Below are 15,152 nucleotides of genomic sequence, written 5' to 3' on the forward strand. Positions count from 1 at the left end.
TGCAATATTTACAGACGAGAAGCTGGTTTAATACCTGCAACAAGTACAGGTTCAACTTCTTTGTGCGGACGCGCAATGATGTGTGCCGCAACAAGTCCATCACCTACACGCTCACAAGCATCTGCACCTGCACGAACTGCTGCATTTACCGCACCAGTTTCACCACGAACCAAAACGGTAACGTAACCACCACCGACAAATTCGCGTGTGATTAAACGAACTTCAGCCGCTTTCGTCATCGCATCAGCGGCTTCGATCGCTGGAACTAAACCGCGTGTTTCAATCATACCCAGTGCAATACCATGTTCATTGCTCATTCTAAAATCTCCATAATGAATTTAAACGCTGTTTTGAGTTCGTAACAGGGTTAAAGTTCAAATGATTCTTTGAAACTAATCTTGAATTAAGTTACCGTTCAGGATTGGATCAACTTCTTTGTGTGGACGAGCAATAATGTGCGCAGCAACCAGGCCGTCACCAACACGCTCACAAGCATCCGCACCAGCACGAACCGCTGCGTTTACTGCACCAGTTTCACCACGAACCATAACAGTTACATAACCACCACCAACAAAGTCGCGAGAAACCAAGCGAACTTCAGCAGCTTTAGTCATAGCATCTGCTGCTTCAATAGCAGGAACTAAACCACGGGTTTCGATCATACCCAATGCAATACCATATTCAGTAGACATATCATTCTCCTAATAAAAAAATTAAATTTAACAAATTACATTAATAAGTGAGTTCGTAACTGTTAAAAATACTTTTAAATCATCCATAGTTATAGACGATTTAAATCCTTACTCTTAAGTGAGAATAAATCTCACTCTGAAAACAAACAACTTAAGAATTTTGCACTACCCAGTTGTCAATAATGCCACTGATTGTTAGATCAGTTAAATAACGATCATCACCAGCTGCGGTCCTTGCCGCAGAGTTAGCGATAGTAAACACCCAATCGCCAATCTCACATCCGATAGGATCAAGTGCAACGGCTACTCCACCAGAGACACTTAACAAAACTTTTACAGGTAAATGACCCATGCCATCTAATCGACTGGTTAATATGAGTCGATGTGTTACCTGGTGAATCTCCACTAGTCAGTCTCCCACTTATCGATAATTCCGACAATGGTCAAATCACTTGGATAAGCTTTTGTACCTGTCGCATCACGAGCAGCAGAACTTCCTACACAAAGTACCCAGTCACCTGGTTTACAACCAACAGGATCGACCGCAACTTGTGGACTACCGTCAGGCTTATCTCTAACGATTAACAGAGGTTTGTGATCCATTGATGCAATACGATTTGTAGACACAATTGCTTTATCAACCAGCATAATCTTCATAGTGTATTAAAACCTAATTTACAACTTCGTAATATGCGCTTTATTTAAATAAGCGCACGGTATAATCCTGCGCGACCAGTTGTAGGGTTAATACTTCAATTAACAATTGAATGTTAACTGTAGGTGTAAACGGTAGTGCGTAAATGGCATCCTTAATAAACTTCTGATGCGCCCGTGAAACGAGGTCAATCGCCAAGGTGTCAGTCAAAGCATATAAACTTGATAAGTTAATAGTGTGCTTTGTCAGACCATCCGTTATTCCTAACCATACAACTTTATTGTGTCGATATCCAAAGGTTAACTCAAGCACCTTATTTAAAGATGCTAGATCCTTGTCAAGCTCATATTCTGTCATTATCTGCTTAGACAAACCGCGTCTATGAGCATATTCGTATTCAGTTAAACTACTTACATCCACCTTAACCAAATCTCCGTCAACATGCTTTAAGCAAGCCATATTGGCGGCATTAACTAAGCTAGCATCTAAATCAATAGACTGAGTCAGTAACATAAAATCTCTTATGAGCAGGTTTGTATCAGTGCAATATGTCTTTGCTTCCCACTGCCACCTACCCAGATTTTTTAATGCTTTATCTTTAAACTGTTTACGAAGCAAATTTTTTATTGGAATAACCAACCAATATAAGGCTAAAACAAAACGTCCAATCCTAGACTTGTCTTTTCGCTCTAACCACACCTTATCAAACACTTGACAGGGAACACGCAATCCAAGGTTTTCTTGTATTGTTTGCTGGGCTATTACAGTAAAAAACTCACAATTTTTTAAAACCTCCACTTTCTTGAGTGTTGTTATTACAACTTGTAGAGCATCTCGTTTTATCGAACTTTTAAGCCAGAAGCCTGATGAAACCAGTTGGTTAATATACCGAGTATTAATTATTTCTAATTTTCCACCCGGTATAAAAGCGTGCGCTTTCACCCTCGAATTTTTAACCATTTTAGTAGCTAAATGAGTCTTTGTTATTGCCTTACCAGAAGGCGAACGTATGACCTTTTCCGAGGCTAAAGAAACTTTCATTTGCTTTAAGCGCGCGCTCCACCCGATACAGTTACACTCGCGCCACTTGACGTGTTGCCAGATGAACCTGTAATAGAGCTTATATCAGCAACCTGTGGGTTCGAGACTGGTCTGAAATCACGTGCACCCATTGTCTGGCGTGTTTCCACACCTCGCATTGAGACGTTACGTTTCTTTCCGTCCGTTCCCGAAACCTTACCATCGCCTTTCCAAGAATCACCTGTAATTGAATAGCCTGAATCAGCGCCATCACCTGTAATTCTTGAAGCGACAACTTGGTCTGCTTCATTGTGTTGCTCTGAACCAATCATAATTGGAACAGGATGTGCTATTGCTGCAGAATATGCGCCTGCTGCCATGGTCGCTGGTTGAGCCATCATTGGCTGCGGTGATGCCATAATTATCGTTGGATAATCTGATTCACCCGCCATTGAAGGCATACTAGACTGACACATAGCCGAAGTTTGGTCTAGACCTTGATAGGGCGTACCACTCACTGGACTGCAAACACCCTTTTGGGCACCTGTAAGACCAAGTGGGCTTGGCTGACCACCCGTTGCCGGTCCTGACCGTGGTGTAAACTTATTCGCATCTGGTTTCAGAGTTGAAGGCTCAACACCACAGCTTTCTACTGCGTCAAAACTTAAATATGAAGAGCCTGTTACACTTTTACAGTTCCCTGCAGCTGCACCAGTGATTTTCCCGCCTAAACCAGCACGATCTCCAGTGATTTTTTGACCTGCAAAGGTCTGTGATTGAATGGTTTTTGTAGGTGTAGGCGGCAATGTATCTTCACAACGTTCTTGACGAACTTCTTGTGATTGATACTGACCACCAGTTACATTTTTACAAAATCCAGACTCATCGCCTGTAACAGGCTTATAAAAATTTACATTTGTACCCGAAACTTGCGATCCACCACTCGTGTGAGAAACATCATGTTTATCAGAGCGTGACATCACTTGATCACGAGCTTGACGCGTAGGCTCTTTACCCATAGGCGCAGAACTAGAAACGTACTGACTTCCAGTTACGGCACGTTGTGCACCTGCTTCCATGCCAGTCATATCTTGGCGAGTATTCAAACTTGGACCAGAAACAACTTGGTTTCTAACTGTCTTAGATTGACTTACTTTTGAAGGACCAGCTTCTGGTCTTGATCCACAAAACATTTCACCCTGATCAGCAGGTAAATACTCTGTACCAGTAACACTACGGCATTGACCTGACTCTGTACCTGTAACTGACTTGGAAAAACCAACTTCAGTTCCACTTACACCAAGTCCAGAGGCGGTTGTAGTCAACGCAACCTTGCGTGGGTTTGGCTCTGGTTTAAAGCTACACTTAGCCTGATATTCTTCAGGCCCGGTATACTCTGTACCACTTATTACACGACAACTTCCAGCTTCGCTACCTGTCATTTTCTTGGTATTTGAAACCAATGTTCCACTAACATCCTGATCATAAGATGTTTTTGCAATACCGACTTTTTCAGGTGCGCTGCTCTCTGACTTTTTTGACATACGACCTGCCGGGCGCTGTGAAGAAGTAGCTTTCACTTTACCGTGAGTAGCACGTTGCTCACGAACCTGACGTGCAATTTCACGACAACTTGCGCCTGATTCTGCCGTACTAATGCAGGTTAGTGCACTATTCTGGCTCATCTTAGCTTGCAATTTTGCTTTACCTTCACAGGCAGCTTTTCTGTAAGCCCTTGCAACCAAACGACCCTTAGACTGTGTGGCTGCTACCGGTTTTACAGCATTTACTTTTGAGCGATTTCTATTTGCACTGGAAGGTGCAGCTTGATCATGCTCAGCTGTTTGGGCTGTGTCTACCGGCGTGGTCTCTACCGCAACTTCAGCTGTTTTTCTTGGCTGACGAGTCGGTTGAGCTCCACCACGTGAAGATTTACCTTTTACCTGTTGTTTTCGACGCTCAAGAGACGCTTTTCTGCCATCAGTCATTACTGGCTGTTGAACAATAATATCTCTTGATCTATTGCGACTAGACGGAGCAAGGGTTTCCTCACTCCGCTCAGGCGCCGAACTCTTTACAGGTGCAGAGGTACTCTGGGCAGCAGCGGCATAATCAATCTTTGCGCCTTTACCCTTTGTTAATGCTTGACGTCTCGCACGGGCTACCGCGCGTCCGGTCAAGGCTTGAGTATTATCACTCATGCATAGCCTCCTAAGAGTTGGCCTTTCTAATTACAGACCACGTGGACGGTAAACAACAAACTCGTGACCTTTGCACTGAGCATAGTTGTCATAACCTACGATGCGGATCAAATGATCAGGGTAAGCACGTTTACACTCTTCAATTTCAGCTAAAACTTGATCAGGGTTACGCATACCAAAGAAAGGTAGCTTCCACATACCCCAATAGTTTTCAGCTCCATTCTCAGGCGTATCATGCTCAAGACCTACAGTCCAACCTTGGTTAATAATGTAAACAATTTGATCGTAGATTTCGTCTTGTGTTAAAGGTGGCAAGAACGAAAAAGTTTCATAGGTGCGCGTAGTACGGTAATCACCTGAAGTCATTACTGACATAGAATTCTCCTTAATCTAAATATAATGGTCAAAATTAAGCATCAAGCTTATCGACAGTGTCGTATTCGAACTTAATTTCTTTCCAAGTTTCTAGTGCAACCGCTAGCTCTGGGCTATGACGAGCTGCTTCACGAAGAATGTCTCCACCTTCACGCTCTAGTTCACGACCTTCATTACGTGCTTTAACACAGGCTTCCAAAGCAACACGGTTAGCAGCTGCACCAGCAGCGTTACCACCTGGGTGACCTTGCGTACCACCACCAAACTGAAGAACCGAATCATCACCAAAGATGTTAACCAACGCAGGCATGTGCCATACGTGAATACCACCAGAAGCGACCGCAAATACACCTGGCATTGACGCCCAATCTTGATCAAAGAAAACACCACGTGAACGATCTTCAGGAACAAACGCTTCACGCAACTGATCTACGAAACCTAGAGTAGAAGCACGATCACCTTCCAACTTACCTACCACTGTACCAGTATGCAAGTGGTCACCACCTGACAAACGTAAGCACTTAGCTAGTACGCGGAAATGGATACCGTGATTAGGGTTACGGTCAATTACAGCGTGCATTGCACGGTGAATGTGTAACAACATACCGTTTTTACGACACCAGTTAGCCAAAGACGTGTTAGCAGAGAAACCACCAGTCAAGAAGTCATGCATAACGATACGGACACCTAACTCTTTCGCGTATTCCGCACGTTCCATCATGTCTTCACAGGTAGCGGCTGTTACGTTTAAGTAATGCCCTTTAACTTCGCCAGTTTCAGCTTCCGCCTTATGGATCGCATCAGCAACAAAATCAAAACGATCTCTCCAACGCATGAATGGCTGAGAGTTTACATTCTCATCATCTTTTGTTAAATCCAAGCCGCCACGCAAACACTCATAGACTGCACGACCGTAGTTCTTAGCTGACAAACCAAGCTTAGGCTTGATAGTACAACCCAACATCGGACGACCGTATTTATTTAGACGATCACGCTCAACCTGGATACCTGCAGGTGGACCACCACAAGTTTTAATATATGCCACCGGGAAGCGCAAATCTTCAAGACGCAAAGAACGCACCGCCTTAAAGCCGAATACGTTACCAACTAAAGAAGTCAATACGTTAACAACTGAACCTTCTTCAAAAAGGTCTAGTGGGTAAGCGATAAATGCATAAAATGCATCCTTGTTACCAGGTACGTCTTCGATTCTGTAGCAACGACCCTTGTAGAACTCCATGTCTGTTAACAGGTCAGTCCACACAGTTGTCCATGTACCAGTTGAAGATTCCGCAGCTACAGCGGCAGCTGCTTCTTCACGAGGAACGCCAGCTTGTGGAATAACCTTAAAACACGCCAATAGATCAGTATCTAGTGGAGTATAGTCTGGTGTCCAATAGGTCAGCTTATAATCCTGTACACCAGCATTAAATGATTGATTTGCCATACTTAAATTACCTCTAATTTAAAGGTTGTTACGAACTCACTGAACATATTAACTAAACCAACCCATACTGACCAATTGGAATAACCGATACATCCCATTAAGTTTTACCTATGGATTAGGTTTGAGAAAATTAATTTTTAAACTATCAAATCTACCCCTATTAAACAAGCTAGTTAACAAATAATTAATATTTAATAACCTACAGAACAACTCAACCTTTCAACCCCCATCTTTTCACGTTAGAATATTTAGTGTTAGATCATTTTTTACTATTATTTTTTTGCACATAAATCTTACGGGAGCAACTATGAGCTTTACTCTACCCGATCTTGGATATGACTATAATGCGTTGGAAGTGGCGGTTGATGCCCAAACCATGGAAATCCACCACACCAAACATCATCAAACTTACATCACCAACCTAAACAATGCGATTGCTGGTTCGGATAACGAAGGCAAAGACTTAATTGACTTGGTTAAAAATGCCGGTTCAATTTCGCCGGCGGTGCGTAACAACGGCGGCGGCCACTGGAACCACAGCTTTTTCTGGAACCTAATGACGCCAGACAGCATGGGCGCACCACAAGGTGAGTTGGCCGATCAAATCAAAGCCACCTTTGGTGATTTTGATACCTTCAAAACCCAATTCACCCAAGCTGGTTTAACCCGTTTTGGTTCAGGTTGGGCTTGGTTGATTGTAAATGGCGAAGGCAAGTTGCAAATTACCTCAACCCCTAACCAAGATAACCCATTAATGGATATCGCTGAAGTTAAAGGCGCGCCTATTCTTGGTTTGGATGTTTGGGAACACGCTTATTACTTGCGTTACCAAAACCGTCGTCCTGACTACATCAATGCATGGTGGGACGTGGTTAACTGGAATAAAGTCGCTGAACTTTATCAATTAAACAGGTAATCCCCACTAAACCACCAGGCCTGGTGGTTCTATCAGGCCTGGTGGTTCTAATATTTACAAGTCTACCCCTCCCAGTTTTCAACACAATTTACCCTTGGGCACCTCGATTAACTTGGTATCAAGTTTCAAAACCTTATGCATTTTTCTGTGCTAGCATGTTAGTTTTCTAACTTTGAAGGAGTAGTCTATGTCGAGCCGTGTTTACTGTACTGCCCAGTTTTTACCTAAACCAGGCAAAGAGTCGGAATTATTTCGGATACTGCAATCTTTAGAGCCTAATACGCTGCGCGAAGACGGTTGTATTCAATATCGCGTGACCCGACATATTCAAAGCCCATTTGCGGATGGCGAAAGTTTGCCGATTGTGTTTCATGAAATTTGGCAAAATATGGCGCTTTTTGAAGCCCATTGTCAGCGTGCAGAAATCGTCAACTTCTTCGAAACCTACTGTCTTGCCGAAACCGGCTTAGCCGCTAAATGGAATGTGTGTGTTTACACGGATGAACCCGAAAATTACGATGCACCCAAATTGGCGAACAATTAAGAAGATAACGCGATTTAATGGCAAGATCGAATTAATCAGAAGAGTGCGCAAAGCTGTGTTGCGCACTCAATGGTTAAGTCTTATGAATCAAGTATAATCAAGGTCTAACGTAGATATAACCTTTACCCTGAAGATACGCTAACTCGGCCACACCGGCTGGCACAATGTCGGTTTCTTTTACATCTTTTAAGGTACGCCAATCGACATTACGCGCTTTGAGCGTGTTGTTACAAATCGAAAAATCCACACCTTGCGAACGCAAATTCTCAATCGCAGACACAATTTCCGGCTTAGAAGTTTCTAACGCCGACATGCCGCCTGCAAATACCACCACATTTAAATCCATATTATCCGCACCTACAGCACGAACATGGTTATTGATGTTGCGCAAAACCTGAACCTGCATATCCACATTACTCGTATTTAACTGATATACGACCTTCTGATTGCCATAAGGTTCGTGTGTAATGTTCGGTTTAGCATATTCTGCGTGGGCACTAAGTGCCATCAACCAAAGGGTGGCGACGGTAGCGAATAATTTCTTCATGCTTGTAAACTCCTATTGTTATTTTGTTAAAGCGAGTTAATTCTATGTAACAAGTACATAAAACGCGCGCTGAATATTATAATTGGCACATAGAGCCAACTAATAACCCACCCAAACACTCAGGTTTAGCTCGACACCGGTTATAAGCGGCTTAGCGCAAAATACCAAACCGAGTTGTTGCCCAAAAACCAGGAGTGTTAGAATGTGACTATAAGGTTCAAACTACATTAATACAGACGAGTTCAAACCATGACATTGGATCACGCTTCAAACCAATATAAAGCCCTCGGCCATCCGGCGCGATTGCGTATTATTAACCTGCTGAGCCAACAAGACTCTTTATGTGTGTGTGAACTCATGCGCGTATTGGCGTTTGGTCAGAGTTTTGTTTCACGCCATCTAGCCATCCTGCGCGATGCCGAGCTGGTCGTTGCTGAAAAAAAAGGCACTTGGGCGCATTATCGTTTATTACCGGCCACCGCTCCCTTGTTATCAGCGATCGACTTAACTCAAATCAGCGAACTGCAAGCCGACTTGACGCGTTTAAACCAATCGGTTTGCGAAGCTTGTTAACTCAAACAGGCTAGGGAATTTAATTATGCGAATAGCCTTAATCAGTCTCACACTAAGTTTAATACCAGGCCTGGTGGTCGGCCAATCCAAAACCGCCGCAGAGATCATCGAAGCCTCGCTGAACTTATGGCGTGGTGATACGTCCTACAGCGTGACTGAAATGACCATTCATCGTCCGGCTTGGCAACGCGATATGCGTTTAGAAGGCTGGTCTCGCGGCATGAAAGATTCACTAATTCGGTTTATTTATCCGCCGCGTGATACCGACAATGCCACCCTTAAACTCGATAACGAAATGTGGATTTTCACCCCCAAACTCAATCGCGTCACCAAGTTACCCGCCAGCATGATGACGCAATCTTGGATGGGATCAGACTTTTCATATAACGATTTAGCACGCTCCGATCAAACCCTAGAAAACTACAACCATAGATTAATAGAAACACGCCAACAAGATGGCCATATGGTTTATATCATCGAAGCCGTTCCCAAACCTAATGCACCGGTGGTGTGGGGCAAAGAAGTCGCCAAAATTCGGGGTGATTATGTGATTTTAGAAAATGTGTTTTACGATCAGTCGATGCAAGAAGTGAAACGTTTACAAACGCTTAAAATTGAAAATATAGATGGGCGGCCATTTCCAACTGTGATGCGCATTACCAATGCCGATAAACCTGAGCATTGGACTGAGATCCGTACTAGCGAAATTTTAATTAACATCGATTTGCCAGACTATTTATTTACCCTGGCCAACCTTCAGCGCCCCCGACCTTGGAAGCCCTGAAGACGACTCTAGCATTTTATTAAATCGCGCCGCGACGCTGCGCCAACAAACCAATCACATAAAAAGCCCCAATCACCGCCACACCTAACCAGACATCACCAGTGCTGGCTAATAAATCTATAAACATTGGCGTGAGATAATTCGCGAGCAACGCAAAGCCAAGTGCACAAAACAAAATGAACACCGTCAGACGGACAAAAAACTGCAAACCGCCGATTTGTTTTTTCAGCACGGCGGTTATATCGTTGCCGTAAATAACCAGCAAGGTGGCCATCATTGCAAAGCCGATTTCACTTAAATAAGGGCGCACCCAACTTGAAATCATCACCAAAAAATCGGTCAAAAAATTGGTATCCATACTATACTCTCCATAAAGTGGTTTAAAACAACGTGAGCTATCATAGCAAAAAACGTCCAGCCTGCATGCGTGCATTTTGTGCCGTTAAAAGTGACCGAAATCCCGCTTAGCATTAAGGATTTAAAATGGGACTGAGCTTTCTCACCAAACTCGCTTGGCGCAACCTCTGGCGCAACCCAAAACGCACGGTTATGACCGTGCTGGCGATGACGCTTACCAGCGCTGTATTTATATTTATGCTGGCGTTTCAACTGGGTTCTTACGACAGCATGAAAGTCAATGCACTGAGTTTGTTAGACGGTTACGCTCAATTCCAACAGGCCGATTATCTCGACACGCCTTCGTTGCGCCATAGCTTTGAAATTCAGCCCGAACTAGAAACCCAACTCAACCAACTACCAGGCCTGGTGGCGTTGGGTTATCGCACCCAAGCTTTTGGTTTATTAAGTGCCGATGACCGCAACCAAGGTTCGATGGTATTAGGTGTGCAACCTCAAGTCGAACCGCAGATTTCGCGCCTTGCTAGCCTTATTAAACAAGGTCGTTTTCTCCAGCAAAACGACACGGCGCATATGCTGATTGGCGAAACTTTAGCGCAGCGTTTAAATTTAGCCATTGGTGACGAAATTCAACTGCTTGGCCAAGATAAAGACGGCAGTTTGGCCGCGGATATTTTTACGCTGGTCGGCATTTTTGATTCCGGTTCGCCCAACCTTGATCGTCAACTCGCGTTAATTCCGTTCGACTATGCGCAAACCCTATTTGCCTTGCCTAATCAAGCCCATCAACTGGCTTTAATGACGGAACCATTTCAGCAAATTAATCAGCTCGAACCCCAACTGCTTGCATTAGCCGAGCAATACGACATCACTTATCGCAACTGGCGCGAACTCCAGCCCGGCGTAGCGCAGGGCATTGATTTAGATTATTACGCGGGCTTTATCTGGTATGTGGCGATCTTGCTCATCGTGGTATTGATTCTGTTTAACACCTTGCTTATGTCGGTATTAGAGCGCGAACGTGAATTTGGTTTGATGTTATCGCTAGGTTTATCACGTAAACAACTCGCCTGGCTCACCCAAATCGAAACCCATCTAACCTTAAGTTTGGGCCTGGTTTTAGGCATCGCTTTAGGCATTTTGATTACCCTGTATTTTTACCAAACCGGCATTACCATCCCAGGCACTGAAGAAATGTTTGCCCAATATGGCATGGATGCCACCACCTATCCCATTCTAACGATGATGGCGATTGGGTTTGCGCCCGGGTTTTTATGGTTAAGCACTTGGCTGATGTCCGCGATGATTGTCTGGCGCATTTTTGGCCTACACCCCTTATCTGGGAGACAAACCAAATGAGTGTGCGTTTATCCACCTTCGCCTGGCGTAATTTATGGCGTAATGCACGCCGAACCCTGGTATTAATCAGCGTGTTTACGCTGGGCATTTTCACCATGTTACTAATCCAAAGCTTTTTGCAAGGCTGGATGAAAAGCACCCTCGAAACCACTTACAAAAACCTAGCCGAACCCATTCAAATCCACCATCCAGCTTATCTTGATGAACCGGAAGTAGAACACTTTTTCGATTTTAACGCCCAGCTAAAGCAGCAACTTGAAAATACACCCGATATTCAAATAGCGCCACGTATTCGAGTCAATGCCACCATGCAAAGTGAATACGACAGCGTCTCGGTGATGATTGTCGGTTTTAATCCGCAAGCCGAAAAAGGCCTGTCATTTTTAAGTGAATCCATGCTGACCGGTGATTATCAACGCGAAGCAGCAGGCCTGGTGATCGGCGAAAAACTCGCCAAACGCTTAACCACGCAACTGGATCGACGTGTGGTATTAATGGCGCAAAAAAACGGCGGCGGTTTGGCGGAAATCGGTTTACCAATTCAAGGCTTGTATAAACACGCCGACCCACGCATTGAAGAAAGCTTGGTGTTTATGCCGATCGACACCGCCGCCAACTGGCTCAACATCAAACAAGGCCTTCACGAAATCGGCATGGTGCCCGCCACCGATAACAAACTCGAAATTCAAACTTTAAGTGCCGAACTGCAAGCCGCGTTTCCTGAGCTAAGTGTGCAAACCATTTGGCAACGCCAACCGATTTTAGAAGCCACCTTAGAGCTATCGGAAAACATGATTTGGATTTGGCTAGGTTTTGTATTATTGCTGATGATGTTAGGCATGCTAAATACCCTCATGATGTCGCTCTACGAACGCCAACAAGAGTTCAACCTGCTCTACTCACTGGGCATCAAACCGCTGCGTTTGCGTTTATTAGTGGTGTATGAAGTGGGCTTGATTTTACTCGTCTCCACCTTACTGGCGATCCTGCTTATGCTGGGTTTGGTCGCCTGGATTGGCGATGGCATTGAACTCCAACGCTTTGCCGAAGGCGCGGCGCAATTTGGCATGGGCACCAAACTCTATTTATTAATTGATCTACCCAAATGGACAGAAGTGCTCGTCGCCACCTTGTCCACCACGATTGTGTTTAGCTTATGGCCGATTTGGCGTGCAACCCGCCATAATCGACTCCAAGCTCGTTAAGAATTAAATAAGCTGACAAAGGATGCCTATGCCACCGATTTTAGAAATCCAACAACTTTGCAAACATTACCACGATGGCGACAAGTTGATTCAAGCGGTCGACCAGGTAAGCCTGACCATCGAAAAAGGCGAGTTTATATCCTTATACGGCCCATCCGGCTCGGGCAAAACTACCTTATTAAATTTAATCGGTGGGCTAGAGCGCCCAGATAGCGGCGATATTTTGCTGAACGGGCAATCCACCCCCAAACTCAATACCGATCAGCTTACCGATTTACGCCTAAATAAAATCGGTTTTATCTTTCAATCCTACAACCTCATCCCGGTATTTAGCGCGCTCGAAAACGTCGCGTTTATTATGCAAATGCAAGGCCAAGACAAAGCCAGCACGCTAGAACGTGCGCGTGAAGTCTTAAAAGCGGTCGGTTTAGAAGGGCTAGAAAATCGGCGTCCGGCGCATCTTTCCGGTGGTCAACAACAACGGGTGGCGATTGCCCGCGCGATTGCCGCCAAACCCAGTTTAGTGTTAGCCGACGAACCCACCGCCAACCTCGACAGCCAAAACTCACGCGCGTTAATTGAACTGCTAAAACAGCTAAACGAAGAACTCAATATGACCTTTATTATCACCAGCCACGACCCGGAAGTGATTCATTTTGCGCCACGACAAATCCAACTGCGCGACGGCCAAGTGGTGTCGAATGATTTAGACAAAGATAAGAATTAATCAATAATTAAAAGGAGGTCGACATGTCAATTAAACCCACCACCAGGCCTTTATGCCCGAAGGGGTATGGTAGTGTTTTTAGCCTGTTCGCATTGTGCTTGGTTTTCCTCACCAGCTTAAATAACGCACAGGCCGAAGACGAAGAATTTTGGGCGGCCTTACAACAAGGCGGCAAAGTCGTATTAGTCCAACACGCCAAATTGGATGAAGATGTCGGTGACCCGTTTTCGCTTGACCCATCTTGTTTTATCGAACGTAACTTATCCGACGAAGGCCGCACCCAAGCCCAAGTGATTGGTCACACTTTCCGCCACTACCAAGTGCCGATCGAAGCCGTCTACGCCAGCCCACACTGTCGCACCAAAGACACCGCACAACTGGCATTTGGACAATACGAAATCAAACCTGAACTGCGCTTAATCCGCGCGTTGCCAGAAGATCAAGCCAACCAAAACATGGCCAACATCAAACGCCTAATCGGTAACTATATGGGCGCGGCCAACTTGATACTCGTAACCCATCGTCCCAATATCGGCGAACTGATCCACCAACGAGTCCAACCCGGCTACGTGGCCGTTATCGAACCATTGGGAGATGGCTTGTTTGATTTAATCGCGATCAAGGTATTTGATTAATGAGTTTGAATTGGCTACTACCAGGCCTGGTGCTTTGTATTACAGCCAACCCGGCGTTGGCCGACTGGGCGGGGCATATAAAAGGCTTAGGACAAGCCCAGGATTCGGATGCGCTAGCCGCCACCGACCTGCGATTAAAAAACCAACAAACTCACCAGGCCTGGTCGTTTAAACTCGACTACCAACTGCAAGCCGCCGCCAGCGATGGCCTTGGCAATTTGCCGATTCCGAATGACGACGCCCAAGTAATGAACCTGCAACACACCTTGCTTAACCAACAAGACGTCATCGCCCAACATCGCATAGATCGCTTAAGCGTCAGTTACGCCCAAAACCAATATTCAGTCAACCTAGGTCGCCAAGCTTTTAGCTGGGGGCAAGGTATGATCTTTAACCCGCTGGACCTATTTAACCCCTTCGCCCCCACCGCATTCGACAAAGAATACAAACCCGGCAGCGACATGCTGCACGCGCAATACTTAATGGATTCGGGTGACGATTTAGGTTTATTAGCCGTGCCCAGACGCAACACACAAACTGGCGACATCGAAACCGATCAAACCAGTTACGCCGTATTTTGGCGACATTTCGCGCAAATCGAAACCCACGTCATGCTCGCCAAAGATTATAACGACACAGTTTTGGGACTCTCCTTTAGCGGAAATTGGCGAGACGGCCAATGGAATTTAGAACTCATGCCCACCCAATTAGAAAGCGGCGACATCAAAACCAGCGCACTTATTAACTACCACCAGGCCTGGTCGTGGTGGGAACGCAATGTATCTGGCTATATCGAAGGCTTTTACAACAGCTTTGGCGAACAAAAGGCCAAACCCACCACCTTATCAAACGAACTCGCGGTGCGACTCGCACGCGGCCAACTTTTCACCAAAAACCAATATTACCTCGGCTTAGGCGGCAGCATGGAAATCACCGCGCTATCCAGCGCCAACCTCACCAGCCTAGCCAACCTGCAAGACAGGAGCGGCCTCGTTATGCTCAACACAACCTACTCACTCTCCAACACCCAACAACTCCTACTCGGCCTCCAACAAGCCTTAGGCGCAAACAACACCGAATTCGAATCCACCACCCAAGCCTATATTCAATGGGCG

Annotated in this window: 19 protein-coding genes; 9 read left to right on the plus strand and 10 right to left on the minus strand. The window is 45.2% G+C overall.

Translation table 11 applies throughout. From position 1 onward, the window contains the following. Positions 1 to 8 precede the first annotated feature (8 nt). From IBX48_RS00810 to IBX48_RS00845, 8 genes are all read right to left on the minus strand, one after another. Positions 9 to 317 (minus strand): BMC domain-containing protein, encoded by a 309-nt coding sequence (locus IBX48_RS00810; protein ID WP_296829626.1) that lies wholly within the window; start codon positions 315 to 317, stop codon positions 9 to 11. A 75-nt stretch (positions 318 to 392) separates the two neighbouring features. After that, positions 393 to 692, minus strand: coding sequence for a BMC domain-containing protein (locus IBX48_RS00815; protein WP_296829628.1), 300 nt, complete (start codon positions 690 to 692; stop codon positions 393 to 395). 151 nt (positions 693 to 843) lie between these two features. After that, positions 844 to 1,098: a carboxysome peptide B gene (locus IBX48_RS00820; protein WP_296829630.1), complete on the minus strand. Its 255-nt coding sequence runs from the start codon at positions 1,096 to 1,098 to the stop codon at positions 844 to 846. Continuing rightward, positions 1,098 to 1,349 carry a carboxysome peptide A gene (locus IBX48_RS00825; RefSeq protein WP_296829632.1) on the minus strand — a complete coding sequence of 84 codons (252 nt, stop codon included), beginning with the start codon at positions 1,347 to 1,349 and terminating at the stop codon, positions 1,098 to 1,100. Before IBX48_RS00825 ends, IBX48_RS00820 begins: the two co-directional genes overlap by 1 nt. A gap of 40 nt (positions 1,350 to 1,389) precedes the next feature. Beyond that, the gene (locus tag IBX48_RS00830) at positions 1,390 to 2,388 is read right to left on the minus strand and encodes a carboxysome shell carbonic anhydrase (protein ID WP_296829634.1); all 999 of its coding nucleotides are present in this window, start codon (positions 2,386 to 2,388) and stop codon (positions 1,390 to 1,392) included. A 5-nt stretch (positions 2,389 to 2,393) separates the two neighbouring features. Continuing rightward, complete coding sequence (locus IBX48_RS00835) at positions 2,394 to 4,568, minus strand: CsoS2 family carboxysome shell protein (RefSeq protein ID WP_296829636.1); 2,175 nt, start codon at positions 4,566 to 4,568, stop codon at positions 2,394 to 2,396. Positions 4,569 to 4,598: 30 nt separating this feature from the next. Continuing rightward, positions 4,599 to 4,943, minus strand: a complete 345-nt coding sequence (locus tag IBX48_RS00840) for a ribulose bisphosphate carboxylase small subunit (RefSeq protein ID WP_296829638.1) — start codon at positions 4,941 to 4,943, stop codon at positions 4,599 to 4,601. A 34-nt stretch (positions 4,944 to 4,977) separates the two neighbouring features. Beyond that, complete coding sequence (locus tag IBX48_RS00845; protein ID WP_296829640.1) at positions 4,978 to 6,390, minus strand: form I ribulose bisphosphate carboxylase large subunit; 1,413 nt, start codon at positions 6,388 to 6,390, stop codon at positions 4,978 to 4,980. 307 nt (positions 6,391 to 6,697) lie between these two features. Between IBX48_RS00845 and IBX48_RS00850 the strand changes: the two genes are divergently transcribed. Both IBX48_RS00850 and IBX48_RS00855 read left to right on the plus strand, forming a co-directional pair. Continuing rightward, positions 6,698 to 7,306: a superoxide dismutase gene (locus IBX48_RS00850; RefSeq protein WP_296829642.1), complete on the plus strand. Its 609-nt coding sequence runs from the start codon at positions 6,698 to 6,700 to the stop codon at positions 7,304 to 7,306. Between the two features lie 187 nt (positions 7,307 to 7,493). Further along, complete coding sequence (locus IBX48_RS00855) at positions 7,494 to 7,850, plus strand: antibiotic biosynthesis monooxygenase (RefSeq protein ID WP_296829644.1); 357 nt, start codon at positions 7,494 to 7,496, stop codon at positions 7,848 to 7,850. 97 nt (positions 7,851 to 7,947) lie between these two features. On the opposite strand, the gene IBX48_RS00860 is transcribed toward IBX48_RS00855, so the two are convergent. Continuing rightward, positions 7,948 to 8,397: a DsrE family protein gene (locus IBX48_RS00860; RefSeq protein WP_296829646.1), complete on the minus strand. Its 450-nt coding sequence runs from the start codon at positions 8,395 to 8,397 to the stop codon at positions 7,948 to 7,950. A 249-nt stretch (positions 8,398 to 8,646) separates the two neighbouring features. Here IBX48_RS00860 and IBX48_RS00865 point away from each other — a divergent pair, with 249 nt between their 5' ends. Continuing rightward, on the plus strand, positions 8,647 to 8,970 hold the full coding sequence (locus IBX48_RS00865) for a metalloregulator ArsR/SmtB family transcription factor (protein WP_296829648.1): 324 nt from the start codon (positions 8,647 to 8,649) through the stop codon (positions 8,968 to 8,970). Between the two features lie 25 nt (positions 8,971 to 8,995). Continuing rightward, entirely contained in the window at positions 8,996 to 9,754 is a 759-nt protein-coding gene (locus tag IBX48_RS00870; RefSeq protein ID WP_296829651.1) for an outer membrane lipoprotein-sorting protein, read from the plus strand. Positions 9,755 to 9,773: 19 nt separating this feature from the next. On the opposite strand, the gene IBX48_RS00875 is transcribed toward IBX48_RS00870, so the two are convergent. Next, on the minus strand, positions 9,774 to 10,112 hold the full coding sequence (locus IBX48_RS00875; protein WP_296829653.1) for a DUF3392 domain-containing protein: 339 nt from the start codon (positions 10,110 to 10,112) through the stop codon (positions 9,774 to 9,776). A gap of 125 nt (positions 10,113 to 10,237) precedes the next feature. Here IBX48_RS00875 and IBX48_RS00880 point away from each other — a divergent pair, with 125 nt between their 5' ends. The 5 genes from IBX48_RS00880 to IBX48_RS00900 form a co-directional block, all read left to right on the plus strand. Then, the gene (locus IBX48_RS00880) at positions 10,238 to 11,470 is read left to right on the plus strand and encodes an ABC transporter permease (RefSeq protein ID WP_296829655.1); all 1,233 of its coding nucleotides are present in this window, start codon (positions 10,238 to 10,240) and stop codon (positions 11,468 to 11,470) included. Beyond that, positions 11,467 to 12,675: an FtsX-like permease family protein gene (locus tag IBX48_RS00885; RefSeq protein WP_296829657.1), complete on the plus strand. Its 1,209-nt coding sequence runs from the start codon at positions 11,467 to 11,469 to the stop codon at positions 12,673 to 12,675. The genes IBX48_RS00880 and IBX48_RS00885 overlap by 4 nt, the downstream gene beginning before the upstream one ends. A gap of 28 nt (positions 12,676 to 12,703) precedes the next feature. Beyond that, on the plus strand, positions 12,704 to 13,402 hold the full coding sequence (locus tag IBX48_RS00890; protein ID WP_296829659.1) for an ABC transporter ATP-binding protein: 699 nt from the start codon (positions 12,704 to 12,706) through the stop codon (positions 13,400 to 13,402). A 23-nt stretch (positions 13,403 to 13,425) separates the two neighbouring features. Then, positions 13,426 to 14,037 (plus strand): histidine phosphatase family protein, encoded by a 612-nt coding sequence (locus tag IBX48_RS00895; RefSeq protein WP_296829662.1) that lies wholly within the window; start codon positions 13,426 to 13,428, stop codon positions 14,035 to 14,037. After that, positions 14,037 to 15,152, plus strand: a 1,116-nt coding sequence (locus IBX48_RS00900) for a hypothetical protein (protein WP_296829666.1), incomplete at its 3' end; no start/stop codon positions are given. The genes IBX48_RS00895 and IBX48_RS00900, both read left to right, overlap by 1 nt.

This window comes from Thiomicrospira sp. (assembly GCF_014859555.1).
GTDB lineage: Bacteria > Pseudomonadota > Gammaproteobacteria > Thiomicrospirales > Thiomicrospiraceae > Thiomicrospira.

Bases quoted from the DNA above. Each gene is read 5' to 3' on its own strand.
- IBX48_RS00840 (WP_296829638.1), bottom strand. From the start codon at position 4,943: ATGTCAGTAATGACTTCAGGTGATTACCGTACTACGCGCACCTATGAA.
- IBX48_RS00865 (WP_296829648.1), top strand. From the start codon at position 8,647: ATGACATTGGATCACGCTTCAAACCAATATAAAGCCCTCGGCCATCCG.
- IBX48_RS00885 (WP_296829657.1), top strand. From the start codon at position 11,467: ATGAGTGTGCGTTTATCCACCTTCGCCTGGCGTAATTTATGGCGTAAT.
- IBX48_RS00875 (WP_296829653.1), bottom strand. From the start codon at position 10,112: ATGGATACCAATTTTTTGACCGATTTTTTGGTGATGATTTCAAGTTGG.
- IBX48_RS00825 (WP_296829632.1), bottom strand. From the start codon at position 1,349: ATGAAGATTATGCTGGTTGATAAAGCAATTGTGTCTACAAATCGTATT.
- IBX48_RS00855 (WP_296829644.1), top strand. From the start codon at position 7,494: ATGTCGAGCCGTGTTTACTGTACTGCCCAGTTTTTACCTAAACCAGGC.
- IBX48_RS00830 (WP_296829634.1), bottom strand. From the start codon at position 2,388: ATGAAAGTTTCTTTAGCCTCGGAAAAGGTCATACGTTCGCCTTCTGGT.
- IBX48_RS00880 (WP_296829655.1), top strand. From the start codon at position 10,238: ATGGGACTGAGCTTTCTCACCAAACTCGCTTGGCGCAACCTCTGGCGC.
- IBX48_RS00815 (WP_296829628.1), bottom strand. From the start codon at position 692: ATGTCTACTGAATATGGTATTGCATTGGGTATGATCGAAACCCGTGGT.
- IBX48_RS00890 (WP_296829659.1), top strand. From the start codon at position 12,704: ATGCCACCGATTTTAGAAATCCAACAACTTTGCAAACATTACCACGAT.
- IBX48_RS00870 (WP_296829651.1), top strand. From the start codon at position 8,996: ATGCGAATAGCCTTAATCAGTCTCACACTAAGTTTAATACCAGGCCTG.
- IBX48_RS00860 (WP_296829646.1), bottom strand. From the start codon at position 8,397: ATGAAGAAATTATTCGCTACCGTCGCCACCCTTTGGTTGATGGCACTT.
- IBX48_RS00810 (WP_296829626.1), bottom strand. From the start codon at position 317: ATGAGCAATGAACATGGTATTGCACTGGGTATGATTGAAACACGCGGT.
- IBX48_RS00850 (WP_296829642.1), top strand. From the start codon at position 6,698: ATGAGCTTTACTCTACCCGATCTTGGATATGACTATAATGCGTTGGAA.
- IBX48_RS00835 (WP_296829636.1), bottom strand. From the start codon at position 4,568: ATGAGTGATAATACTCAAGCCTTGACCGGACGCGCGGTAGCCCGTGCG.
- IBX48_RS00895 (WP_296829662.1), top strand. From the start codon at position 13,426: ATGTCAATTAAACCCACCACCAGGCCTTTATGCCCGAAGGGGTATGGT.
- IBX48_RS00845 (WP_296829640.1), bottom strand. From the start codon at position 6,390: ATGGCAAATCAATCATTTAATGCTGGTGTACAGGATTATAAGCTGACC.